Here is a 23,989-nt window from a genome sequence, read left to right as displayed (position 1 = left end):
GTTTTGTCCTTCAATATATGTGTTTGTAATAGAATTTGTTATTCCTAAGTAATAACCTTGAACTGAGTTAATCTGACGGAAAGAACCCTCATTATATAATTCAATGTTTACACTTAATTGAACTGTAGTTCTAGCAAATGTTGCACTTCTTTTTAATGTATGTGAGGTAACTGTAGCGCGAGAAAGATCTGGGATAAGTTCGATAGTTTCGACAACTTTTCCAGTATCACTATCAAGAACAGTTGCGACTTCTTTGAATCCTGATTTTGAATAGATTACTTCTGGATTAGGGATATTATAATCCAGAAGTAAATGTTAGTTCATTGAATTTTATGACAAGATTATTATTAGTGTCGGCATTTACAGAAATAGGCAAACAAAATAATGCTAAACAACTAAATAATAGAGTAACTAGTATTTTTTCATGACAATCACCTACCATTCTTTCATAACTAAGTTGGATATTAAGAGTTGATAATTATAGTTTGTACATTGGAATCATCTGCTTTCTTATAGGAATATTAATTGAATAAGGCAATTTCTTTAAATTTTATTTAACGTAGTTCCAATAAAAGTTTATTCCTGTAGATGTTGGGTTATCTCTATCTACAGCAATCACGTATTCCAATCCCCAACCATTTCTAGCCGCTGTAAGATACATATCGTCAGATAAATATTTTAAGGCCGAATACACATTACCTATACCAGGGAGCATTCCTACTAGAGTCCCAGCTGGATCACTAGAAAGTGCTATCTCTTTAACTTCTGAAGGACTTAATCTTCGTATAACAGTCCTCATAATAGTTCTATCCATTGAATTTCCTTCAATTTCAACGAAGTTTAAAACATCTTTAGTAATTTGTTCTTGTTCTTCAACACTTAAATTAGATGAATTGAATACATCCTGTAAACTATAAACTTTACTTTCTTCAAGAACAAGTCGCTTAGTCTGGAGTCTTGCATCATGAGATTTTGGTGGGTGTGCCACACTTTGCGCAAAGGCAAGAGACGGTGAAGCGAGACTAAGAGTTAAGATACCTGCAGAAATAGCAACTGCAAAAAATTTAGTAGTTTTCATGAGCTTTTCTCCTTTTTATTTGTATTCACTTACATTTTATCATATAATGTAAGTGTAGTAAAGAAAGAAGGTGTTTTTATGTTAAAAAAATATTTTTCAAAATATAAATGGACGGATTTGTTTTGGATTTTATTTGTTATTTTGACCTGCCTCTATATAGGTAACCATGATTTGTTTCCTCTCAATCATCAAGAAATCTCTCTTCGAGGTAGTTTCTGGGGGTCTGTACTTGCCTTATATCACTTGCTATTTATTGATAAGTTTGTTATCTCGAATCGAAAATAAATATGAGGTATATGCCTGACTGCCTACTTTTAATATTGATTTTGGAGGAAGATTTTGTCTCTATTATTTATTATTTTAAATTTATTTATCTTGTACAAGATTTATTCTTTGAGGCGGGAGAAATCGAAATACTTGATTTATACGGCCTATATCATATTTGAGGTAAATGTAGTATATGGTATTCAATGGTTATTAAAAGAACTGATTTCAAATATTTCCTCTTAATGTGTATAGAAACTCCAGTGATTTTTGCATAACAAAACGCATAAGATTAAGGTTTGAGTACCTGTTCTTATGCGTTTTTGTAATATTGAAGATTTTCGGTAAGTTTTATACCTTTGGGAAGTCTAGTTTAGAATGCTTTCCCAACCAGAATCTCAGCCTCAATAGTAATCTCTGTCAGTTGGCTCCAGTCAATCTTGCTCTGGTCAACGTGAAAGAGGAGAGGAGTCATACTGAGTAGGGCTTGGAGTTGTTCTACTGTGATAGTCTTAGTCAGAGAGGCAGTTTGGTTAGATAGGATGGTAAAGTGTTCTTGGAAATGATTTTTGATATTTTGGTTGGAATAGTCCTTGTTTGTCAGCTGGTCTTGTACCTTCTGACGGATTTCCTTGAGGTGATTTTCAGTTGGGATAACCTTGATCAAGATACCGTCTTTGGATAAAACGCGACGAAATTCTCCATAGTTGGCAGGTGAAAAGATATCTAGTAGCATATCCATGCTGGTGTCTTTTATAGGAAGACGAGCCAAGTCACCAACGAACCAATTGACTGCCCAGTTGGGTTCACTTTTAGCAGCGATTTGGACTGAATCTTTGGAGATGTCAAAGGCATAGAAAGTTTTTTCAGAGTGACTTTCTTGTAGTTTGCGAGAATAGAATCCTTCACCACAACCGATATCCAAAATTGTTGTGGTTGTTTTTGAGCTTGCAAGCAAGTCAGATACAGCATCTAAGATAGCTTGGTAAAAGCCGGCTTCTAGGATTTGTTGACGGTTTTGAAAATTTTCCTTGTCATAGTTAGCAGATTGCTTGATTTGAGGTGCTAGATTGACATAGCCAAATTTCGCCAAGTCAAAAGAATGACGGTTGCAGCACTTGAAATTAGTCTCTAACAGAGTCAGATTTTCTTGACAGATAGGGCAGGCAAAGGCAGTCGCAGAAGCAAAACGCTGAAGTTTGGGCTTGAGATTTGTATTCATAGTTTAAGTGTATCAAAAGAGGCAAATGAAAGCAACTTTAGGAATAAGTAGATGGGAGATTCAGTAGAAATAAAACTAATTCTCCAATTTATAGAATGAAATTGCTTTTATATCTAAATTGCTATATAATAATGATAAGGAGGAAATAAGTATGTTAAAAGAAGTATTAACCGTTGCAAAAGTTGCGAAAAAATCTTCATTATTTTTGGGTGGTGTCGCATTTGGTACCCTTGGTTTGAAAATCTTAGCAAGTAAGGAAGCTAAAAAAGGTTATTCTAAAGCTTTGGCTAAGGCTTACAAGTTGAAAGACGAGCTAGATGCATCTGTTTCTGTTGTGAAGCAACATGGAGACGATGTCTTGCAAGATGCCAAATATTTGTACGAGCAAGAGAAAAAAGAAGAGCAATTAGATAGCCTTATAGGTGAATAATATGTCTTTTAAAGTGCTACATAGAGGATACCAACATATCCGACTATCATCTTCTTTTTCACTTACCTTGGATATTCAAGACTATCTTCGTTCCTTGGCGAGAGATGAAAAGGGGATTGAGTCTATCCAGTTTTACATGGATCAACAGCACTTTACTCTACGCATAAAAGAAGGCTTTTCTGTATTAGATAATGCAGAAGCCTTTTTAAAAAGAATTGATAAAGGGAAAGTTTCTGAGCTGATGACTCTTCCCATTCGTAGAGAAGAGAGTGCTTATTCTATTGTTTCAGGTGCAGCGATTAAGCGTGTGCTTTTTCGTAGTTTTGTGCCGTATCCTATTCGCTATATATGGACTTGTTATCAGGCTTTGGGTTATGTTAGAGAAGCCTATCAAACACTGGCGCGTAAGGAACTAACAATGGAAGTCTTGGACTGTTCGGCGATTTTATTGTCCTTGTTTATGAACCAATCCAAGACAGCTAGCAATATCATGTTTATGCTTGATTTGGGAAATCATTTAGATCAGTGGTCCTTGAAAAAAACTGCAACAGATTTAGAACAGAGTCTTCTTGCAAAAGAGAGCGACGTATTCTTAGTACAGGGGGATACGGTTGTTAGTATCAAGAGTTCCGATGTTCAAATAGGAGATGTCTTGGTCCTATCTCAAGGAAATGAAATTCTGTTTGATGGACAAGTAGTTTCAGGTTTAGGTATGGTCAACGAAAGTTCCTTGACGGGAGAGAGTTTTCCAGTTGAAAAAAGAGAGTCTGATTTGGTTTGTGCAAATACAGTATTAGAAACTGGAGAGTTGCGCATTCGTGTAACCGATAATCAGATGAACAGCCGGATTTTACAACTGATTGAGTTGATGAAGAAATCTGAAGAAAACAAGAAAACGAAACAACGCTATTTCATCAAAATGGCGGACAAGGTCGTCAAATATAATTTCTTGGGGGCTGGGCTGACTTACCTATTAACAGGTTCTTTTTCTAAGGCTATTTCTTTCCTATTGGTCGATTTCTCCTGCGCTTTGAAAATCTCTACTCCTGTAGCTTATTTGACAGCTATCAAGGAGGGGTTGAACCGTGAAATGGTGATTAAGGATGGAGATGTTCTGGAGAAATATCTGGAAGTTGATACTTTCTTGTTTGATAAGACGGGAACAATCACAACTAGTTATCCTATAGTTGAAAAGGTGTTACCTTTTGGGGACTATAGTGAGGAAGATATTCTCAGAATCAGTGCCTGTCTTGAGGAACACATTTATCATCCTATTGCTAATGCCATCGTCAAGCAAGCCGAGATAGAGGGGATTGAACATGAGGAAATGCATGGGAAACTCCAATATATCGCAAGCAAGGGGATCAAATCTCATATCGATGGGCAACCAGTTCTTATTGGGAATTATGTCTTGATGCAGGATGAGCAGATTCATATCAGTTTGGAACAAAATGCTTTAATTGAAGAGTACAAGAGTCACTACAATCTCTTATTCTTGGCTTATCAGAATGAATTGATTGGAATGTTCTGCATTCATACTCCTTTGAGAAAAGAAGCAAAAGCAGCCTTGGAGAAACTTAAGGCACAAGGGAAAAAATTGATTCTGGCAACAGGGGACACCTTGGTTAGGACAGAGCAATTAGTCAAAGATTTGCCCTTTGATCAGGTTTATACAGATTTGAAACCTGATGGGAAATTTGAGTTAGTAGAGGAACTGCAGAAAGCAGGTCACACTATTTTGATGGTTGGGGATGGGTTGAATGACTCAGCTGCTCTAACCCTATCAGATATCGGTGTGGTGATGAATGAGAGTGCAGATATTTCTAAGCAGATGAGCGATATTTTATTGTTAGATAATCGCTTGGATTTCTTCCAAGAGTTGGATTCGCTATCATCATCTTTGCAAACACTCATCAAGAAGAATATTCAAGATACCGTTGTCGTAAATAGTAGTTTGATTGGCTTTGGCTTGTTTAATTGGCTCAGTCCTTCAAATCTCTCTATCTTACATAATCTAACAACCTTACGCATTGTACTGCGTAGCCTGTCTATTAAGGGATAGGTGGGGACTATTAACAGCAAAAAGGAGTTACCTTTCTCGAGGGTAACTCCTTTTTTTATAGGTAAATGTTGAACAGTTTAGTAAGTCAATACAAAGTATTTTTTCTTTCCACGACGGATAACAGTCAGTTCGTTCTCTAACTTATCAGTGTCACTCAAGACATATTCAAGGTCTTGGATACGGTCGCCATTTAAGTAAATGGCTCCGTTTTGGACGTCTTCACGGGCTTGGCGTTTTGAGTTAACCACACCAGATGAGACGAGCAGTTCCACGATATTGTGATTTTCGTCTGCCTGTACTTGGTAGTTTGGCACACCACGAAGTCCTTGTTTAAGTTCTTTAACAGAAAGGTTTTTGATGTTTCCTGCAAAGAGCTGCTCAGTGATGTTGAGGGCTTCTTTGTAGGCTTCTTCGCCGTGAACAAGTGTAACGACTTCACGAGCCAAGACTTTTTGAGCCAAGCGTTCGTGTGGCGCTGCTTCAAATTGTTTACGAATGTCTTCAATCTCATCAAGTGACAAGAAAGTAAAGATCTTCAAGAAGCGAACAGCGTCAGCGTCCATAACATTCATCCAGAATTGGTACATTTCGTATGGAGAGGTCTTTTCAGGATTGAGCCAGACTGCGTTTCCTTCTGATTTACCAAACTTCTTACCAGTTGCATCTGTGATAAGCGGAACTGTGATAACGTGTCCAGTCTTGTCAGCTTTACGACGAAGCAATTCGGTACCAGCTGTCATATTTCCCCACTGGTCAGAACCACCGATTTGAAGAGTGACATTATGGTCTTGGTTAAGGACGAAGAAGTCGTACCCTTGCATGATTTGGTAAGCGAACTCAGTGTAAGAAATCCCTGTTTCAATCCGTTTTTTCACAGACTCCTTACTCATCATGTAGTTGACAGTGAAGTATTTTCCAATATCACGGAGGAAGTCAATGAAGCTGATGCTGCCAAACCAGTCGTAGTTGTTGACCATGACAGCTTTATTTTCACCATTTTCAAAGTCAAGAAAACGAGAAAGTTGTCCTTGGATAGACTTGACCCAGCCATCTACTGTGTCTTTTGTTTGGAGACTACGCTCAGCATCTTTGAAGGACGGATCTCCTATGAGACCTGTAGCACCGCCAACGAGCGCATAAGGTTTGTGACCTGCTAGTTGCAAGCGACGACTTGTCAAGATTGCGACAAGATGGCCTAGGTGAAGGCTGTCAGCAGTTGGATCGTAACCAGTATAATAAGAAACTTGACCTTCTTCTAGGGCTTTACGCAAAGCTTCTTCATCAGTCGTTTGAAAAATCAAACCACGCTCTTTTAGCTCATCAAAAATGTGCATGTGTCTTTTCTCCTTTTTAAAATTATTGTTTCTAACTATTGTATCACAAACTTGGGCAATAGCCTAGCAGAATAGGGAAGAAAGTGGCTATTTTATTGAAAGTTTCCCTTTTATGGTATAATAGATAGAGTGAGGAAATCCATGCAAAATCAATTAAATGAATTAAAACGAAAAATGCTGGAATTTTTCCAGCAAAAACAAAAAAATAAAAAATCAGCTAGACCTGGCAAGAAAGGTTCAAGTACCAAAAAATCTAAAACCTTAGATAAGTCAGCCATTTTTCCAGCTATTTTACTGAGTATAAAAGCCTTATTTAACTTACTCTTTGTACTCGGTTTTCTAGGAGGAATGTTGGGAGCTGGGATTGCTTTGGGATACGGAGTGGCCTTATTTGACAAGGTTCGGGTGCCTCAGACAGAAGAATTGGTACATCAGGTCAAGGACATCTCTTCTATTTCAGAGATTACCTATGCGGATGGGACGGTAATTGCTTCCATAGAGAGTGATTTGTTGCGCACTTCTATCTCATCTGAGCAAATTTCGGAAAATCTGAAGAAGGCTATCATTGCGACGGAAGACGAACACTTTAAAGAACATAAGGGTGTAGTACCCAAGGCGGTGATTCGTGCGACCTTGGGGAAATTTGTAGGTTTGGGTTCCTCTAGTGGGGGTTCAACCTTGACCCAGCAACTGATTAAACAGCAGGTGGTTGGGGATGCGCCGACCTTGGCTCGTAAGGCGACAGAGATTGTGGATGCTCTTGCCTTGGAACGCGCCATGAATAAAGATGAGATTTTAACGACCTATCTCAATGTGGCTCCCTTTGGCCGAAATAATAAGGGGCAGAATATTGCAGGAGCTCAGCAGGCGGCTGAGGGGATTTTCGGTGTCGATGCCAGTCAGTTGACTGTTCCTCAAGCAGCATTTTTAGCAGGACTTCCACAGAGTCCCATTACTTACTCTCCTTATGAAAATACTGGGGAGTTGAAGAGTGATGAAGACCTAGAAATTGGCTTAAGACGGGCTAAGGCAGTTCTTTACAGTATGTATCGTACAGGTGCCTTAAGCAAGGACGAGTATTCTCAGTACAAGGATTATGACCTTAAACAGGACTTTTTACCATCGGGCACGGTCACAGGAATTTCACGAGACTATTTATACTTTACAACTTTGGCAGAAGCTCAAGAACGTATGTATGACTATCTAGCTCAGAGAGACAATGTCTCCACTAAGGAATTGAAAAATGAGGCAACTCAGAAGTTTTATCGTGATTTGGCAGCCAAGGAAATTGAAAATGGTGGTTATAAGATTACTACTACCATAGACCAGAAAATTCATTCTGCCATGCAAAATGCGGTTGCTGACTATGGCTATCTTTTAGACGATGGAACAGGTCGTGTAGAAGTAGGAAATGTCTTGATGGACAACCAAACAGGTGCTATTCTAGGCTTTGTAGGTGGTCGCAATTATCAAGAAAATCAAAATAATCATGCCTTTGATACTAAGCGCTCACCAGCTTCTACTACCAAGCCTTTGCTGGCCTACGGTATTGCTATTGACCAGGGCTTGATGGGAAGCGAAACGATTCTATCTAACTATCCAACAAACTTTGCCAATGGCAATCCGATTATGTATGCTAATAGCAAGGGAACAGGAATGATGACCTTGGGAGAAGCTCTGAACTATTCATGGAATATCCCGGCTTACTGGACCTACCGTATGCTCCGTGAAAAGGGTGTGGATGTCAAAGGTTATATGGAAAAGATGGGCTACGAGATTCCTGAGTACGATATTGAGAGCTTGCCAATGGGTGGTGGTATTGAAGTCACAGTTGCCCAGCATACCAATGGCTATCAGACCTTGGCTAATAATGGAGTTTATCATCAGAAGCATGTGATTTCAAAGATTGAAGCAGCAGATGGTAGAGTGGTGTATGAGTATCAGGACAAACCGGTTCAAGTCTATTCAAAAGCTACTGCGACAATTATGCAGAGCTTGTTGCGAGAAGTTCTATCCTCTCGTGTGACAACAACCTTCAAGACGAATCTGACTGCTTTAAATCCTACTCTGGCTAATGCAGATTGGATTGGGAAGACTGGTACAACCAACCAAGACGAAAATATGTGGCTTATGCTTTCGACACCTAGATTAACCCTAGGTGGCTGGATTGGGCATGATGATAATCATTCATTGTCACGTAGAGCAGGTTATTCTAATAACTCTAATTACATGGCTCATCTAGTAAATGCGATTCAGAAAGCCTCCCCAAGCATTTGGGGGAACGAGCGCTTTGCTTTAGATCCTAGTGTAGTGAAATCGGAAGTCTTGAAATCAACAGGTCAAAAACCAGGGAAGGTTTCTGTTGAAGGAAAAGAAGTAGAGGTCACAGGTTCGACTGTTACCAGCTATTGGGCTAATAAGTCAGGAGCGCCAGCGACAAGTTATCGCTTTGCTATTGGCGGAAGTGATGCGGATTATCAGAATGCTTGGTCTAGTATTGTGAGGAGTCTACCAACTCCATCAAGCTCCAGCAGTTCAAGTAGTAGTTCTAGCGATAGCAGTAACTCAAGTGCTACACGACCTTCTTCTTCAAGGGCGAGACGATAATTCTCTAAATGAAGTGGCGAATCAATGGATTGCCACTTTTTTCTTTTTTCCTTTCGTGTTACAATAAAGGTATGAATCAGTATCAGAAAAAGATTGTTAAAGGAACTATTTATTCGCTCCTATCCGGCTTAATCTGGGGAATCTGTGGAATTCTAGGAGAGTATTTCTTTACTCATTACCAGGTGTCTTCTGGCTGGATTACCTCTATGCGATTGACACTAGCAGGGAGTCTTGTACTCATTTGGTCTGCAATACAATTAAAATCGCAAGTGCTAGATATTTGGCGAGACAAGAAAAATTACCTACCCTTTTTGGCCTATGCTATTTTGGGGATTTTTTCAGTCCAGTATTTTTTCTATCTCTGTGTAGAATACTCAAATGCAGCGACAGCGACTATTTTACAGTTTATCAGTCCTGTCTTTATCCTCTTTTACAATCGCTTGGTTTATCAAAAACGAGCGTCAAAAAGTGCTATTTTCTATGTTTTGATTGCTATGCTGGGTGTTTGCTTGATGGCGACAAAGGGAGATCTCTCTCAGTTATCCATGACACCACTAGCCCTTGTGACGGGCTTACTGAGTGCTATGGGTGTTATGTTTAATGTTATCTTGCCCCAGCCTTTTGCGAAGCGCTATGGTTTTGTACCCACGGTTGGGTGGGGGATGATTTTGGCAGGTTTATTTAGCAATGTTCTCTCGCCAGTGCATCAGCTTTCCTTTACTCTTGATATTTGGAGTATCTTGATTTGTCTCATTATCGCTTTCTTTGGGACGGCTTTTGCTTTTTTTATTTCCATGAAGGCGGTGTCCTTGGTTTCTCCTTTGGTGGTTTCCGTTATCAGTGCCAGTGAACCTCTCTCTTCTGCTCTCTTGAGTGTTTTGTTCTTAGGCCTGGTAGTGGATTGGTCACTCCTTCTAGCTATGGCCTTGATTATTTTACCCATGATATTTTTGTCTATAGAAGAAGCGAAAGAAAGTAGATAAAAAGTCTTTTCTTAATTCTAAAAGTGTGCTATACTAGAATAGTCAATAAAACACGGGGAGATAGTTGTGAAGAGTGTTTTTAGGTTGTATCGGTAGGGGTTTGCTTTTACCGACAGCACGTTTTATCTCACATCCCTAAAAAATCATACCTAAAAACAGACAAAAAGGCTTCAAATTTGAGGCTTTTTTTGGTAGAATAGTTATCATTATAAAGAATGAGAGGTTTTTTTATGACTGCTACAAAAATGAATGCTCAAGAAATTATCCAATTTATCGCTAATGCTGAGAAGAAAACCAGTGTGAAAGTAACTTTTGAGGGACAACTCGCAACTGCTGTACCTAGCTCGGTTGTTAGACTAGGGAATGTTTTATTTGGAGACTGGAAGGACGTGGCTCCGCTTCTCAATGGTTTGGTAGAAAATCAAGACTATGTTGTTGAGCAAGATGCCCGCAATTCTGCAGTTCCTTTGCTAGATAAACGTGCTATCAACGCTCGTATCGAGCCAGGCGCTATTATCCGTGACCAGGTAGAAATTGGTGACAATGCTGTTATCATGATGGGAGCTGTTATCAATATCGGTGCTGAAATCGGTGCAGGAACCATGATTGACATGGGGGCTATCCTTGGTGGCCGTGCCATCGTTGGGAAAAATAGCCACGTTGGTGCAGGTGCAGTTTTAGCAGGTGTGATTGAGCCAGCTAGCGCAGAACCAGTCCGTGTTGGAGACAATGTTCTTATCGGTGCCAATGCAGTGGTTATCGAAGGAGTCCAAATCGGTAGTGGTTCAGTTGTCGCAGCAGGAGCTATCGTTACCCAAGATGTTCCAGAAAATGTAGTAGTAGCAGGTGTTCCAGCTCGAATTATCAAAGAGATTGATGCCCAAACTCAACAAAAAACAGCGCTAGAGGATGCGCTTCGTACCTTGTAATTTGTAAAAGAAAAATAGAGGCGGGACCCTTTTTCCAGCCTCTTTCTGCTATATAGGAGGATAGATAGATGTTAGATTTGATTCAGACTAGACGAGATTTGCACCAGATTCCAGAGATTGGCTTGGAGGAGTTCAAGACTCATGCTTATTTGCTGGATGTGATTGAGAAATTGACTGCGGGCAAGGAGTTTGTTCAAGTTCGTACTTGGCGGACAGGTATTTTGGTTTACTTGCAGGGAAGTCAGCCAGAGCGTACTATTGGTTGGCGGACGGATATTGATGGTCTGCCTATCGTTGAACAAACAGGACTTCCTTTTGCTTCTCAGCATCAAGGTCGCATGCACGCTTGTGGTCATGATTTCCACATGACTATTGCCTTAGGCTGTCTCGAGCGCGCCCTTGAGGAACAACCTAAAAATAATCTACTCTTCCTATTTCAGCCTGCTGAAGAAAATGAAGCTGGTGGCATGCTCATGTATGAGGATGGCGCTTTTGGAGACTGGTTGCCAGACCAGTTTTATGGGCTTCATGTTCGACCAGATTTGAAGGTTGGTCAGATTGCGACCAATACTCATACACTCTTTGCAGGAACTTGCGAGGTGAAGATCCGTTTCAAAGGCAAAGGAGGACACGCAGCCTTTCCACATGAAGCTAATGACGCCTTGGTGGCAGCTAGTTACTTTGTGACCCAGGTGCAGTCAGTTGTCAGCCGCAATGTCAACCCAATCGAGGGAGCGGTGGTGACCTTTGGAGTTTTCCAAGCTGGAACAACCAACAATGTTATCACAGATACAGCCTTTTTGCATGGAACTATTCGGGCCTTGACTCAGGACATGAGTCTCTTGGTACAAAAGCGGGTCAAAACAGTTGCAGAAGGAGTTGCAGCTGCCTTTGATATGGAAGTCGAAGTGGAACTCAAACAAGGTGGATACCTACCTGTTGAGAACCATCCAGCCTTGGCGCGTGAACTAATGGACTTTTTTGAAGAGAAAGACGGAATTGAGTTGATTGATATCGAGCCTGCTATGACAGGCGAGGACTTTGGTTATCTCCTTTCAAAGGTTGATGGCGTGATGTTTTGGCTGGGTATCGATAGTCCCTACGCCCTTCATCACCCTCAGATGGCTCCTAAGGAAGAAGCATTAGCTATTGGGGTGGATGCGGTCTCTAGTTTCCTGAAAAAGAAGGCAGCAGAGTAGAGGGGTTGTCTATGAAATCGGAACTACGCAAGCAAGTCTTGCAAGAAATGAAGGCTATATCTCAAGAGCAAAAACAGGCTATAGAGCAAGCTTTAACCGAGCGGCTTTTACACCATCCCTTCTACCAAGAAGCCAAGGTCATCGCAACCTATCTCTCTTTTCCGCACGAATTTCAAACGCAGGGATTGATTGAGCAGGCGCTGAGGGACGGCAAGAAGGTTCTGATACCCAAAACCTATTCCAAGGGGCGCATGGACTTTGTGGTCTATGATCTGCAACAACTGGTCAAAACTTCCTTTGGCTTACTGGAACCACAGGGAAATTTGGAAGTGGTAGATGCCTCTCAGATTGATTTGATTCATGTCCCAGGGCTAGCTTTTACGATGGAAGGCTATCGGATTGGCTATGGCGGAGGTTATTATGACCGCTATCTGGAACAGTTTACTGGTCATACTTTGAGTACGGTTTATCATTATCAAGTTCAGGATTTTATCCCTGAAAACCATGATATTCCTGTTCAGGAGGTTTTGATTGATGAAGGAAATCTTTGATAGGCGTTACCCTGTGACGAGTTTCTTTCTTTTAGTGACGGCCGTGGTATTTCTACTAATGTTGGTAACTACAGGAGGAAACTTTGACAGGGCGGATACTCTATTTCGATTTGGAGCCATGTATGGGCCTGCCATTCGCCTCTTTCCCGAGCAAATTTGGCGTCTCTTTTCGGCTATTTTTGTTCATATTGGGTGGGAGCATTTCATTGTTAATATGCTTTCACTTTATTATCTTGGAAGGCAGGTAGAGGAGATTTTCGGTTCTAAGCAGTTTTTTTTTCTCTATCTTTTATCAGGAATGATGGGCAATCTCTTTGTTTTTGTATTTAGTCCCAAATCCTTAGCAGCAGGTGCATCCACCTCCCTTTATGGTCTATTTGCCGCGATTATCATTCTTCGCTATGCAACTCGTAATCCTTATATCCAACAGCTAGGACAGTCTTATCTGACACTTTTTGTGATTAACATTATTGGAAGTGTTCTGATTCCAGGAATCAGCCTAGCAGGCCATATCGGAGGTGCAGTTGGTGGTGCATTTCTAGCAATTATCTTTCCAGTTAGAGGAGAAAGACGGATGTATAGTGCTAGTCAGAGACTGGTAGCGTTAGTCTTGTTCGTAGGACTCGCAGTCTTACTTCTCTACAAGGGAATGGGATGAAAATTTGTGAAATGAAAAAAGATAAGGCATTTTTTGAACCTTATCTTTTTTTATTTTATACTCAATGAAAATCAAAGAGCAAACTAGGAAGCTAACCGCAGGCTATACTTGAGTACGGCAAGGTGAAGCTAACGTGGTTTGAAGAGATTTTCGAAGAGTATTATTCCTTCTCAGCCAATTCTTTTCCCAGTTGGATGAGGTAATCTTTTAAGTCATCTTTGACTTGTGGATGTTTGAGGGCGTAGTCAATAGATGTTTTCATAAATCCAAACTTATCCCCAACGTCGTAACGAGCTCCTGTAAATTCACGGGCAAAAACACGCTGTGTTTTATTGAGCGTATCAATAGCATCAGTAAGTTGGATTTCATTTCCAGCACCAGGAGCTTGCTTTTCGAGGATATCAAAAATCTCAGGTGTGAGTAGATAGCGACCGATGATTGCAAAATCACTTGGTGCATCTTCGGTCGCTGGTTTTTCAACGAAAGTTTCAACGCTATAGAGTCCGTTGATTCCTTCACCTTGAGGAGCAATGACTCCATATGATGAAACGTCTTCGTGTGGTACGGGCATGACAGCAATGGTTGATGCGTGTGTCTTTTCGTAATCCTTCATCAGTTGTTTTGTCAAAGGAACGGCGTTCTCATCTGTGATGTCCATAAGGTCATCACCCAGCATAACAACGAAGGGCTCATTCCCTACAAAAGCTTTGGCTTGTAGGACAGCATCTCCAAGACCACGAGGGTGAGTTTGGCGGATGAAATGAAGGCGCATGCCAGTTGCTTCATCTACTAATTTTAACAGATCTGTTTTACCTTTTTCTTTGAGGTTGTACTCAAGCTCAAAATTTGAATCAAAGTGGTCCTCAATAGAGCGTTTTGATTTACCAGTGACAACCAGAATATCTTCAATACCTGATTTGAGAGCTTCTTCCACGATAAACTGGATAGTTGGTTTGTCTACAATTGGCAACATTTCTTTAGCAAGGGCCTTGGTTGCTGGTAAAAATCGAGTTCCTAGTCCAGCGGCAGGAATGACTGCTTTTCTAACTTTCAGTGCCATAAGAATCCTTTCTCTAGAGGGTTAAGACCACTCATTTTCTGCTTTAAATTCATTGTTCATGATATTATAAATGGCATCTTTGATATTGGTTCCTTGGTAAATAACTTGGTAAATGGCATGCGTAATCGGCATATAGACTCCAAGTTCTTGCGCTAGCTCATAGGCTGCTCGAGTCGTTGAAATTCCTTCAATCACCATGCCCATATTGGCTTCGATATCAGCTAGGGATTCTCCACGACCAAGAGCATCTCCGGCTCTCCAGTTACGAGAGTGGATGGAGGTTCCTGTTACGATCAAATCTCCCATACCAGATAAGCCGCTATAGGTCAGTGGATTAGCCCCGAGTGCTACCCCTAGGCGGGTGATTTCTGCCAAGCCTCGAGCGATGATGGCTGCCTTAGCGTTGTCACCAAATCCCAAACCATGTAAAGCTCCGGCACCGACAGCGATAATATTTTTGAGAGCACCAGCGGTTTCGACCCCGATAACATCCGTATTGGTATAAAGTCGGAAGTAGTGATTACTAAATAGCTCCTGAACGTATTGAGCTGTTTGTAAATCTTTAGAAGCAGCAGTTATTAAAGTTAGGTCACGCACAATGGTCTCTTCTGCATGACTAGGTCCTGAAACAACGACGATATCACTACGGAGATGTTCAGGAATTTCTTCTTCAAGAATGGTTGATAATCGTTTATGGCTATCAGGTTCTAATCCCTTTGATGCGTGCATGATGATAACCTTATGGTCCAAGGTTTGTGCAACTTGTTGGGCAACAAGTCGTGTCACTTTTGTTGGGACAACAAACAAAATCGCATCCACATCTCTCAGTGCCTCTGCTAAGTCGGTGTAGGCAATGATATTTTCATCTAGAACGACATCTTTAAAGTAGTGTTTGTTAGTATGATTGGTATTAATTTCATTGATTTGCTCGGGAAGATTTCCCCAAATACGTACCTCGTGTCCATTGTCATTTAAGACTTGTGAAAGGGCAGTTCCCCAAGAACCAGGTCCCAAGACGGCGATGGTTTGTTTTTCCATGATTTCCTCCTTAATAGAGTCCTTTCTCTTATTCTATCATATTCTGAGGGATTTTGCACTTGCATTACTGGGGTATGGTGGCTTTGTTACTTGAAAAATATACAAAAACCGAGACGAAGGGATAAACTCTTAGTCTTTAGTTAAAGTGAGAAGAAATCTGATAGATAGTTTGATTCAGTATATGCTTATAATAGAGGTAAACAACTCAGGAGGTTCTTGTAGCTTGCGAGAGTTTGGCGAAAAAATTAAAAGATTACGTTTGGCTAAAAAAATCAGTCGTTCAGAATTTTGTGGCGATGAGTCTGAATGAAGTATCCGTCAATTAATTAGAATTGAAAATGGAGAATCCAGACCAATACTAACAAAGTTAAAATATATTGCTGAACGTTTGGAGGTTGAAGATTACAAGTTGATGCCAAGTTATATAGAGTTGGATAAGGAATACCTAGAATTGAAGTATTTCTTGATGAGGACTCCTACATACGAAGATGAAACTATCGCCCAAAAGAAAGAGAGTGTTTTTGATAAGATTTTTGAAGAGTATTATGATAGGCTACCTGAGGAAGAAAGATTTATCATCCCAAATTATTCATATCTGGCACTAACGAACTACACAGTTCAAAAATTACCAGAAAAGCTAGTTAAACTACTGTCCTTCTGGTGATTTTGCTTAATTTCTGATGTTCGAGACATGATTGAGGAGATTTGTCTTGATTTTTTCCTAAAAAAGGGCAGACTCCTCCCTTGGTTTGATGCTCGATTTTTAAAATAAGGTGACTTATTGTTAGGCATGTTTTCCCCTGCCCTCTAGCTCTATATGGAATAGGGAGTATCAGATTTATCTGGCAGATTGTATCAAATAAGGCTTGAAATTGTTTTGAATAGGCGTATAGACTTGAGAATTTGAGAATATGTCGTCTAGCAGTAGAGACATATTTTCCGGCAATATGAAGGAAGAGAGGTCGAAAACGCTTGATAGTCAAGGCCTTTACTTCATCACCAGCTAGCTGCTTTAAAAAGAGGTAGAGATTATAAGCCAGATAGCCCATCATCATACGTACTTCATTCTTAACCATGGTCGAACTATCTGTCTTATCCCCAAAGAATCCTGCTTTCCTTTCTTTGATAAAGTTTTCAGCATTCCCTCGTTCACGATAGAATTGAAACAGCTCCTCACTATCTACACTGCTTAAATTGGTCAAATGAACTTTTTTACAACCATAAAAAAGAGCACTTAATCGTACTCTTCTCTTTTAAGGATTAGTTGAATTAATTCAAATCCACTAGTTCTCCTGTTTCTAGGTAGACTAGGCGTTCACAAATGTTAGCAATGTAATCAGCGAAGCGTTCCAGATGACCTATGATATAAAGGTATTGAGTTCCATTGGGAATTGAGGTTTCTTTGTCTTTCATAAGTCCAATGATTTCCTTTGATAAGGCATAATAATATTGGTCAATCTGTTCATCTTTTTGAGCAATACTAATAGCTTTTGAGGCTTGGTGCAAAGGAAAGGCAACCAATAAATCGGCCAGCATGCTGAGGGATAATTTACCCATTTGGTGTAACTGTTCTTCGTCAGGGGCTAGTTGATTTTCTTTTAGTTGCAAAACAGCTTTGGCAATGCCTGCCATATGGTCTCCCATACGTTCAAGGTCTGAACAAGAAGACATGATGCTAATCACAAATCGAAGGTCAGACACTTGTGGCTGCTGCAAGGCTAACAAACGGGCACAGGCCGATTCGATAGCGCTTTGACTTTGGTTGATAGCATGATCCTTATTGATAATTAGCTCTGCCATATCCTTGTCTTTGGAGTCTAAGGCCAGTAAGGCTTTTGAAGCTGTTTCAAGGACAAGTTGTCCTAGTCCTAAAAAGGATTGTTCTAATTCATGCAATTCTAAATCAAATTGATTTCTCATAGGTTTTTCCTTCCTTATCCGAACCGTCCTGAAATATAGTCTTCTGTGCGCTGATCTTTTGGATTGGTAAACACGTCAACGGTATCTCCAAATTCGCAAATTTCTCCTGTTAAGAAAAAAGCAGTTTTATCTGAAATACGTGAAGCTTGTTGCATGTTATGGGTAACAATGATAATCGTATAATCCTTTTTTAGTTGCTGAATGAGGTCTTCAATTTTTAAAGTGGAGATAGGGTCTAAGGCTGAAGTAGGCTCATCCATTAACAGAATATCAGGTTCTACTGCTAAAGCTCGCGCAATGCAAAGGCGTTGCTGCTGACCGCCTGATAAGGACATGGCACTCTTTTTAAGATTATCTTTGACTTCGTCCCAAATGGCTGCCCCTTTTAAAGATTTTTCCACTAAGGCATCTAATTGTTTTTTGTCTCGAATACCATGTGTCCTTGGGCCATAAGCCACGTTATCATAGATAGACATGGCAAAGGGATTAGGCTGTTGGAAAACCATCCCTACACGCTTACGTAGCTGATTAAGGTTGAATTTGCTACTATAAATATCTTGCTCATCTAAGAGGACTTGGCCTTCAATATGGCAAGAAGGAACCAAATCGTTCATCCGATTAAGGGTTTTTAGAAAAGTTGATTTACCACAACCAGATGGGCCTATCAAGGCAGTAATCTGTCTTTCTGGTAATTGAATCGAAATATTTTTTAAGGCTTGAAAGTCCCCGTAAAATAAGTCTAGGTGTCTGACTGAAAATGTTCCCATACTAGGAAGCTCCTTTCACAAGTTTTCGAGATAATAAGCTTGATAGAGTATTTATCATTAAAACAGTAATAATCAAAATCACACCGGTAGCATAGGCTTCATTGACATGTAGCCCCTCACTTGACAGCATATACATATGCAGGGCTAGAGAACGACCTGAAGACATGAGACTACTTGGCGTATTGGTAGAGGTACCTAATGTATACATGAGGGCAGCTGTCTCACCAACGATACGGCCAATAGCTAGTATCACTCCAGCTAAAATACCTGGCATGGCAACTGGTAGAACAATTCTAAAAACAGTCCGTAACTTACCTGCCCCAAGTCCATAACTTGCTTGACGCATGCTATCACTAACAGATAAAAGGGCTTCTTCTGTTGAGCGAATAATGACTGGCAACACCATGATGACTGAGGTTAAGATTCCTGATAACAGAGAGTATTGAAAACCTAAGAAGACTACAAAGAAGAGCATGCCAAACAGACCAAAAACAATGGAAGGAATCCCAGACAAGGTATCTGAGGCCAATCGCATGATTTTAACACAAAGGGAATCTTTTTTTGTATATTCCACAAGATAAAAACCAGCAAAAATCCCTATGGGCAAGGCTAAAAGAAGAGCACCAAAGACCAGAATAACGGTGGAAATAATCGCTGGCATAAGGGAAATGTTCTCAGAAGTATAAGTCCAAGAAAAGAGGGATAGACTTAGATGAGGTAAGCCTTTGATGAGGATAAAACCAATGATTAAAAAGAGAGAGCCAAAGGTTAAAGCTGAAAAACAATAAACGAGAAGTTTTAGCAGGTATTTACTCATAAGATGATTTTCCTTTCAAGTAGGCAAAGTAGGCATTAATCAAGAGAATAAGGAAAAAGAGAACTGCTGAGGTTGCAATAAGGGCTTCCCTATGCTGACCTGATGCGTAAGCCATCTCCAGAACAATATTGGTTGTTAAGGTTCTGGTTCCTGAAAAGAGTCCACTTGGAATAATTGGCTGGTTGCCTGCCACCAAAATAACTGCCATGGTTTCACCTACTGCGCGACCGATTCCTAAAATAACTGCTGATAAAATACCAGATCTCGCAGCTGGCAAGATGACACTAAAAATACTCCGTTCATGACTAGCTCCTAGAGCCAAGCTACCAGAATAATACGTTTTGGGAACTGTTCGGATAGCAGATTCTGACAAACTGATAATGGTTGGCAAAATCATTATTCCTAATAGTAACGAAGCGGTTAGGACACTCATGCCATTTCCTAAAAAGCTTCTAATCCAAGGCACCAATAATTGTAGGCCGAAAAAACCATAAACAATAGATGGAATGGCCGCCATCAAGTTGATAGCTGATTTTAAGAAGCCATAGACGGGCTTTGGACAATAATAAACCATAAACACCGATGTCAAGATGCCTGTTGGCACCCCAATCACAATCGCTCCTAAGGTAATTAATAAGGAACCAACGATCATTGGTAAAATACCATAGCTTGCCGGAATGTTCGTTGGCGACCAATCACTGCCTAATAAAAAACGGGCAAAGCCGTAGTTAGCCATGAAAGGTAAGCCATTACTAAAAATAAAGAAACAGATTAGCAAAATAGCTACAACAGCTACTGTTGCACTCATGAAAAAAATTGCCCTAAAAACTGCTTCTTTGAAGGCTTGTTTTGTCACATCTTGTCCTTTCTAGTGAAGAAAGTAAGGGAGATACGACACCTCCCTACTTGCCTTCTTTATCTTATTGTACGATGAAACGTCTGCATCTCTTTAGAGATTTATGGAGCAAACATTTTATTTAATTTTGTCCCAGGTGGTTAATTTGCCACTAAAAACGTCTGCAAGTTTAGCCATACTGACTTGGCTTGCCTTATTGTCATTATTGACCACAACAGCAATACCGTCTAAAGCAATAGCATCATGGCTGAGACTCTCACCTTCTTCAGGAGTTAATTCCCTAGAAACCATACCAATATCAGCGGTTTTCTCCTTAGCAGCGGTAATACCTGCTGAAGATCCATTAGAGGTAATATCAATCGTAACTTCGGGATTTTCTTTTTTATAAGCTTCTGCTAATTTTTCCATTAAAGAAGATACTGAAGTGGAACCTACAACAGACAACTTGCCTGATAAGTGTTGGCTTGTATATTCTGTGGTTTCGGTTTTAGCTTCAATAAATTTATTATCTGTGACCACTTGTTGACCTTGTTTGGAGTGGATAAAGCTGATAAAATCTTGACCTAGCTTGGAAAGATTAGAAGACCAAACAATGTTGAAGGGACGTTGAAGAGGGTATTTACCATCTAAAACTGTGTCTCGACTAGCCTTGATACCATCAATCTCTAAAGCCTTGACAGATTTCGTTAAAGATCCCAAGGAGATGTAGCCGATAGCATTAGCATTCCCTTGAACTGCTGAGAGAACACCTTCTGTGCTATTTTGAATCACAGCTGTTTTGGCAGTGTTGTCAATTTTTTTATCACCGTCTTTTTTGAGAATCCCTGTGATTTCTGTGAAGGCACCCCGTGTTCCAGAGCCATTTTCTCGTGAAATCACCTCAATCGTTTCTGAAGCTGACTGTTTGGAAGCAGATGACTGATTGCCACAGGCAACAAGCCCAAATCCTGATAAGCCAATGGCTGCAAGAGTAAGCATTTTTTTGAATTTCATAATAATCACCTTTATTTCTATGTATTTTTCTTGTGTAGGATTACTACACTTATAGTCTAACAAGTCTTTGTAAAGGTTTATCACTGATTCATGTAAAGATTGTGTAAAGAATCAAAAAAAGCCACTTTTGAAAAGTGGCTGCTCCTAAAAATAGCTTTAAAAATTATTAGTCCTGTGCGAAAGATTGGTTAGGAAGAAAAATCGTGAAGCAACTGCCTCTGCCAAGCTGACTCGTCACCGTGACTTGGCCACCTAATAATTGACTAAGTTCTTTGACAATAGCAAGGCCAAGACCAGTGCCACCAGTTTGTCTGCTTCGACCTTTATTAACTCGGTAAAAACGTTCAAAAATACGATCCTGCTCTAATTGACTAATACCAATCCCTGTATCTGACACAGAAATCTTAATGCCTTCGTTCACCTTTTGGGTCTTGACCTCAATTTTTCCCCCTTGTTCAGTGTAACGGATGGCATTGGTTAAAAGATTGAGTAAGATTTGGGAAAGTAATTGACTATCTGATACGAGGGTGACATCATCTGGCACCTGCACCTTTAGCTGTAAATCCTTCTTCTTGAGCTGAGGTTGCAAGCTTTGAGTCAAATCCTGTACAAATTCTGCCAAAGAAAGGGTCGTCCATTGTACAGGCATTTGTTGAGCCTTAGATAAGGTAAGAAGATGCTCAACAATATGCTCAAGACGCAAGCTTTCTTTGTAAATAATGTCTAGAAAGTCATCCTTGAGCGCTTCTTCTTCAACTGACATCCCCTTAATGGTTTCAGCAAAGCCCTTAATCGAAGTAACTGGTGTCCTCAACTCATGGGAGGCATTTGAGACAAAGGCTAAATTTAACTTTTCATAAGTTCTAATCGTTGTTAAATCATATAGCAAGACGAGCACAGCTTCCACAGATTGGGTGGGGCTAAAAACGGGAACTGCTGTCACTTCTAAAATCAAGTCACCCTCATGAAACCCACTTACTTCTTGTTTTAACCTTGTTTTTTGATCAAAGGCTTGGTGAACTAAATTCCGAATATCCATCCGTTTGAGGTCATCAAGTGAACTTATGTCGCCGTCCACATCGGGAAAATAATGAGGCAGAGAGCGACTGGATAATAACATCTGACCTTGAGCGGAAACTAAAAACGTCCCCATGGTTAGGTGCGACAGAAGAACCTCCATTGTTTCGGCTAGGTCCTTGTATTGCTGATCCTGTTGGGAGACTTTGGTTTTTAGGCCAGACACATACTGAGCCAAAGACTTTAAGTCTTCTTGCCCTTTTTCTAAAAAGTATTCACTACTGGTCAAGAGAGGTTGGTGCAAGGTCTCAAAAGCAACTTCCCATTTCCAAAGGCAAAAGAGCCAGTAGCTACCTAGTCCCAAAGAAAGGGCTAGAAGAAAGAGACCGATGCCTTTACTGATCCAAGTTAATGCCATCCCTGCAATCAGAATGAGGCTAACACTTAGATTGACTAGCCAAAATTGAAGGTAGCGTTTCATCTATAACTCCTTGAACTTATAACCATAACCCCGAATGGTTCGAATAAATTGAGGGGCTTTAGGATTGTCTTCAATTTTTTCCCTCAACTTACCAATATGAACGTCCACCAAACGTGTTTCCTGCCCAAAGTCATACCCCCAGATACGTTCCAAAAGACGCTCTCTAGTCAGTGTCATGTTGGGATGTTTCATAAGATAGAGCAAGAGTTCAAATTCTTTTGGGGTCAAACTCAGTAACTTATTCGCCTTGTAGACTTCATGACGCTCAGGGTATACTTTCAAGGTCCCAAATAGCCAAGAATCGTCAGCGATATTATCTGAATCATCTCCTTCTTGTTCTCCTTTAGTTCGCCTGAGGACAGCCTTGACACGCGCCAGCAATTCTCTAGGGCTAAAAGGCTTGGTCAGGTAGTCATCAGCCCCTAATTCCAAGGCCAAAACCTTATCAAATTCATCACTTTTCGCAGAAACCATCATAATTGGAGTTTTGACGCCTTTGGCTCTCAGCCGCTTACAAACTTCTATGCCATCTAATTGTGGTAACATGATATCAAGCAAGATAAAATCAAAGGGTTCTGTTTCTGCCAAAGCTAAGGCCTTCCGTCCATTTGTTACCAATTGAGTAGAAAAGCCTTCCTTACTTAAATGGTAGTCAAGCAATCTCAGAATGTGTTCTTCATCATCCACTAATAAGACTTGTTTTGTCATCTATTATCTCCTATTGGTAACATTATAACACAATTATCAGAAATCCTAACATTGCTAAATCAGATTAAATTTGCTTATCAAGACTAGGATCTGGTCAAACGCTCAATCATCTCCTTGTGCTCTAGATAGGTCGCCAGTAGATCTACCCTTTCAAATAATTCAAAATCCTCAAATTCAAAACCAGGAGCAACAAGACAAGAAACCAGAGCATAATCCTTATCAACTTCAAGAACTCCTCTCAGTTCTGAGGACACGGTAATGATTGATGCGACGGAAGTAAAAATCAATCGTCCTAAAAAAACAATTAGCGAATGATTCTGGTAAAAAGAAATGCCACGCTATGAAGGCTCAGGCGATTGTCACAAGCCAAGGGAGAATTGTTTCTTTGGAGATCACTGTGAACTATTGTCATGATATGAAGTTGTTCAAAACGAGTCGCAGAAATATCGGACAAGCTGGTAAAATCTTGGCTGACAGTGCTTATCAAGGGCTTATGAAGGTATATCCTCAAGCACAAACTCCACGTAAATCCAGCAAACTCAAGCCGCTAACAGCTGAAGAGAAAGCCTATAACCATGCGCTATCTAAGGAGAGAAGCAAGGTTGAGAACATCTTTGCCAAAGTAAAAACGTTTAAAATGTTTTCAACAACCTATCGAAATCATCGTAAACGCTTCGGATTACGAATGAATTTGATTGCTGGTATTATCAATCATGAACTAGGATTCTAGTTTTGCAGGAAGTCTATTATTTGGTTAGGTGAATTAGTGAAGCGTTTAGGCAAGTGTCTCTGGTTACGACGTAAAGAAACATAAATCGATAATATTTATGTTTCTTTACTAGTGAAGCGTCTAAGCAAATCCCTGATAGGATTTGGCGTTAGTTGCTTAGACTACTTTGCAATCAAGTAATTAAAAGATTACGACATGAACCAAATCAAATCGATATTATTTGGTTAGATGAATTAGTAAAGCGTTTAGACAAGTGTCTCTAGTTACGACGTCATGGTCTCTAAA

Annotated in this window: 22 protein-coding genes and 3 pseudogenes; 11 read left to right on the top strand and 14 right to left on the bottom strand. The window is 40.2% G+C overall.

All coding sequences use genetic code 11. The annotated features are described in order from the left end of the window. Positions 1–550 precede the first annotated feature (550 nt). Positions 551–1,078: a DUF4148 domain-containing protein gene (locus HT669_RS01130; RefSeq protein ID WP_000858870.1), complete on the bottom strand. Its 528-nt coding sequence runs from the start codon at positions 1,076–1,078 to the stop codon at positions 551–553. 78 nt (positions 1,079–1,156) lie between these two features. Between HT669_RS01130 and HT669_RS10930 the strand changes: the two genes are divergently transcribed. After that, entirely contained in the window at positions 1,157–1,363 is a 207-nt protein-coding gene (locus tag HT669_RS10930) for a hypothetical protein (RefSeq protein WP_000915300.1), read from the top strand. Between the two features lie 352 nt (positions 1,364–1,715). Here the strand turns inward: HT669_RS10930 and HT669_RS01125 are convergent, their stop codons facing one another. Continuing rightward, positions 1,716–2,564, bottom strand: a complete 849-nt coding sequence (locus HT669_RS01125; RefSeq protein WP_172922004.1) for a putative RNA methyltransferase — start codon at positions 2,562–2,564, stop codon at positions 1,716–1,718. A gap of 151 nt (positions 2,565–2,715) precedes the next feature. On the opposite strand from HT669_RS01125, the gene HT669_RS01120 reads away from it, so the two are divergent. Together HT669_RS01120 and HT669_RS01115 are read left to right on the top strand one after the other, a co-directional pair. Then, positions 2,716–2,994, top strand: a complete 279-nt coding sequence (locus HT669_RS01120) for a DUF6110 family protein (RefSeq protein WP_000910909.1) — start codon at positions 2,716–2,718, stop codon at positions 2,992–2,994. Between the two features lies 1 nt (position 2,995). Next, entirely contained in the window at positions 2,996–5,056 is a 2,061-nt protein-coding gene (locus HT669_RS01115; RefSeq protein WP_172922005.1) for a heavy metal translocating P-type ATPase, read from the top strand. 77 nt (positions 5,057–5,133) lie between these two features. Here HT669_RS01115 and tyrS read toward each other — a convergent pair whose 3' ends face one another. Next, complete coding sequence (tyrS, locus tag HT669_RS01110; RefSeq protein WP_000546883.1) at positions 5,134–6,390, bottom strand: tyrosine--tRNA ligase; 1,257 nt, start codon at positions 6,388–6,390, stop codon at positions 5,134–5,136. 141 nt (positions 6,391–6,531) lie between these two features. Between tyrS and pbp1b the strand changes: the two genes are divergently transcribed. The 6 genes from pbp1b (at position 6,532) to HT669_RS01080 (ending at position 13,317) form a co-directional block, all read left to right on the top strand. Next, complete coding sequence (pbp1b, locus tag HT669_RS01105; protein ID WP_001180957.1) at positions 6,532–8,997, top strand: penicillin-binding protein PBP1B; 2,466 nt, start codon at positions 6,532–6,534, stop codon at positions 8,995–8,997. Positions 8,998–9,068: 71 nt separating this feature from the next. Then, positions 9,069–9,980, top strand: coding sequence for a DMT family transporter (locus tag HT669_RS01100; RefSeq protein ID WP_007285066.1), 912 nt, complete (start codon positions 9,069–9,071; stop codon positions 9,978–9,980). A 230-nt stretch (positions 9,981–10,210) separates the two neighbouring features. After that, positions 10,211–10,909 (top strand): 2,3,4,5-tetrahydropyridine-2,6-dicarboxylate N-acetyltransferase, encoded by a 699-nt coding sequence (gene dapD / locus HT669_RS01095; RefSeq protein ID WP_000127477.1) that lies wholly within the window; start codon positions 10,211–10,213, stop codon positions 10,907–10,909. Positions 10,910–10,977: 68 nt separating this feature from the next. Beyond that, positions 10,978–12,108, top strand: coding sequence for an N-acetyldiaminopimelate deacetylase (locus HT669_RS01090; protein WP_000885081.1), 1,131 nt, complete (start codon positions 10,978–10,980; stop codon positions 12,106–12,108). 11 nt (positions 12,109–12,119) lie between these two features. Continuing rightward, on the top strand, positions 12,120–12,659 hold the full coding sequence (locus tag HT669_RS01085; protein WP_000834335.1) for a 5-formyltetrahydrofolate cyclo-ligase: 540 nt from the start codon (positions 12,120–12,122) through the stop codon (positions 12,657–12,659). Then, complete coding sequence (locus HT669_RS01080; protein WP_000658506.1) at positions 12,643–13,317, top strand: rhomboid family intramembrane serine protease; 675 nt, start codon at positions 12,643–12,645, stop codon at positions 13,315–13,317. Before HT669_RS01085 ends, HT669_RS01080 begins: the two co-directional genes overlap by 17 nt. Positions 13,318–13,477: 160 nt before the next feature. On the opposite strand, the gene galU is transcribed toward HT669_RS01080, so the two are convergent. Both galU and HT669_RS01070 read right to left on the bottom strand, forming a co-directional pair. Continuing rightward, complete coding sequence (gene galU, locus HT669_RS01075; RefSeq protein ID WP_001185619.1) at positions 13,478–14,377, bottom strand: UTP--glucose-1-phosphate uridylyltransferase GalU; 900 nt, start codon at positions 14,375–14,377, stop codon at positions 13,478–13,480. 21 nt (positions 14,378–14,398) lie between these two features. Beyond that, a complete protein-coding gene (locus tag HT669_RS01070; protein ID WP_050197613.1) occupies positions 14,399–15,415 on the bottom strand; it encodes an NAD(P)H-dependent glycerol-3-phosphate dehydrogenase in 1,017 nt (338 codons plus the stop codon). Between the two features lie 412 nt (positions 15,416–15,827). Here HT669_RS01070 and HT669_RS11320 point away from each other — a divergent pair, with 412 nt between their 5' ends. After that, complete coding sequence (locus HT669_RS11320) at positions 15,828–16,079, top strand: arginyl-tRNA synthetase (protein WP_078140763.1); 252 nt, start codon at positions 15,828–15,830, stop codon at positions 16,077–16,079. A 151-nt stretch (positions 16,080–16,230) separates the two neighbouring features. Here HT669_RS11320 and HT669_RS01060 read toward each other — a convergent pair. From HT669_RS01060 to HT669_RS01020, 9 genes and pseudogenes are all read right to left on the bottom strand, one after another. Beyond that, a pseudogene (locus HT669_RS01060) lies at positions 16,231–16,623 on the bottom strand (transposase); the annotation flags it as partial. A gap of 61 nt (positions 16,624–16,684) precedes the next feature. After that, entirely contained in the window at positions 16,685–17,335 is a 651-nt protein-coding gene (phoU, locus tag HT669_RS01055; protein WP_172933602.1) for a phosphate signaling complex protein PhoU, read from the bottom strand. Positions 17,336–17,349: 14 nt separating this feature from the next. Beyond that, a complete protein-coding gene (pstB, locus tag HT669_RS01050; protein WP_000536446.1) occupies positions 17,350–18,102 on the bottom strand; it encodes a phosphate ABC transporter ATP-binding protein PstB in 753 nt (250 codons plus the stop codon). Position 18,103: 1 nt separating this feature from the next. Then, positions 18,104–18,919 (bottom strand): phosphate ABC transporter permease PstA, encoded by an 816-nt coding sequence (gene pstA / locus HT669_RS01045; RefSeq protein ID WP_000049768.1) that lies wholly within the window; start codon positions 18,917–18,919, stop codon positions 18,104–18,106. Further along, complete coding sequence (pstC, locus tag HT669_RS01040) at positions 18,912–19,775, bottom strand: phosphate ABC transporter permease subunit PstC (RefSeq protein WP_000165892.1); 864 nt, start codon at positions 19,773–19,775, stop codon at positions 18,912–18,914. The genes pstA and pstC overlap by 8 nt, the downstream gene beginning before the upstream one ends. 117 nt (positions 19,776–19,892) lie before the next feature. Next, positions 19,893–20,768: a substrate-binding domain-containing protein gene (locus HT669_RS01035; RefSeq protein ID WP_023939915.1), complete on the bottom strand. Its 876-nt coding sequence runs from the start codon at positions 20,766–20,768 to the stop codon at positions 19,893–19,895. A gap of 166 nt (positions 20,769–20,934) precedes the next feature. Next, positions 20,935–22,266, bottom strand: coding sequence for an ATP-binding protein (locus HT669_RS01030; protein WP_023939913.1), 1,332 nt, complete (start codon positions 22,264–22,266; stop codon positions 20,935–20,937). Beyond that, a complete protein-coding gene (locus HT669_RS01025; RefSeq protein ID WP_000166478.1) occupies positions 22,267–22,974 on the bottom strand; it encodes a response regulator transcription factor in 708 nt (235 codons plus the stop codon). Between the two features lie 83 nt (positions 22,975–23,057). After that, a pseudogene (locus HT669_RS01020) lies at positions 23,058–23,198 on the bottom strand (cupin domain-containing protein); the annotation flags it as partial. Between HT669_RS01020 and HT669_RS01015 the strand changes: the two are divergent. Continuing rightward, a pseudogene (locus HT669_RS01015) lies at positions 23,191–23,704 on the top strand (transposase); the annotation flags it as partial. The pseudogenes HT669_RS01020 and HT669_RS01015 overlap by 8 nt on opposite strands. Between the last annotated feature and the right edge of the window lie 285 nt (positions 23,705–23,989).

Source organism: Streptococcus sp. 2100 (assembly GCF_013276335.1).
GTDB classification, from domain to species: domain Bacteria; phylum Bacillota; class Bacilli; order Lactobacillales; family Streptococcaceae; genus Streptococcus; species Streptococcus pseudopneumoniae.
The sequence above is the reverse complement of the archived record's forward strand: the minus strand, read 5'-3'. Positions and strand labels throughout refer to the sequence as shown.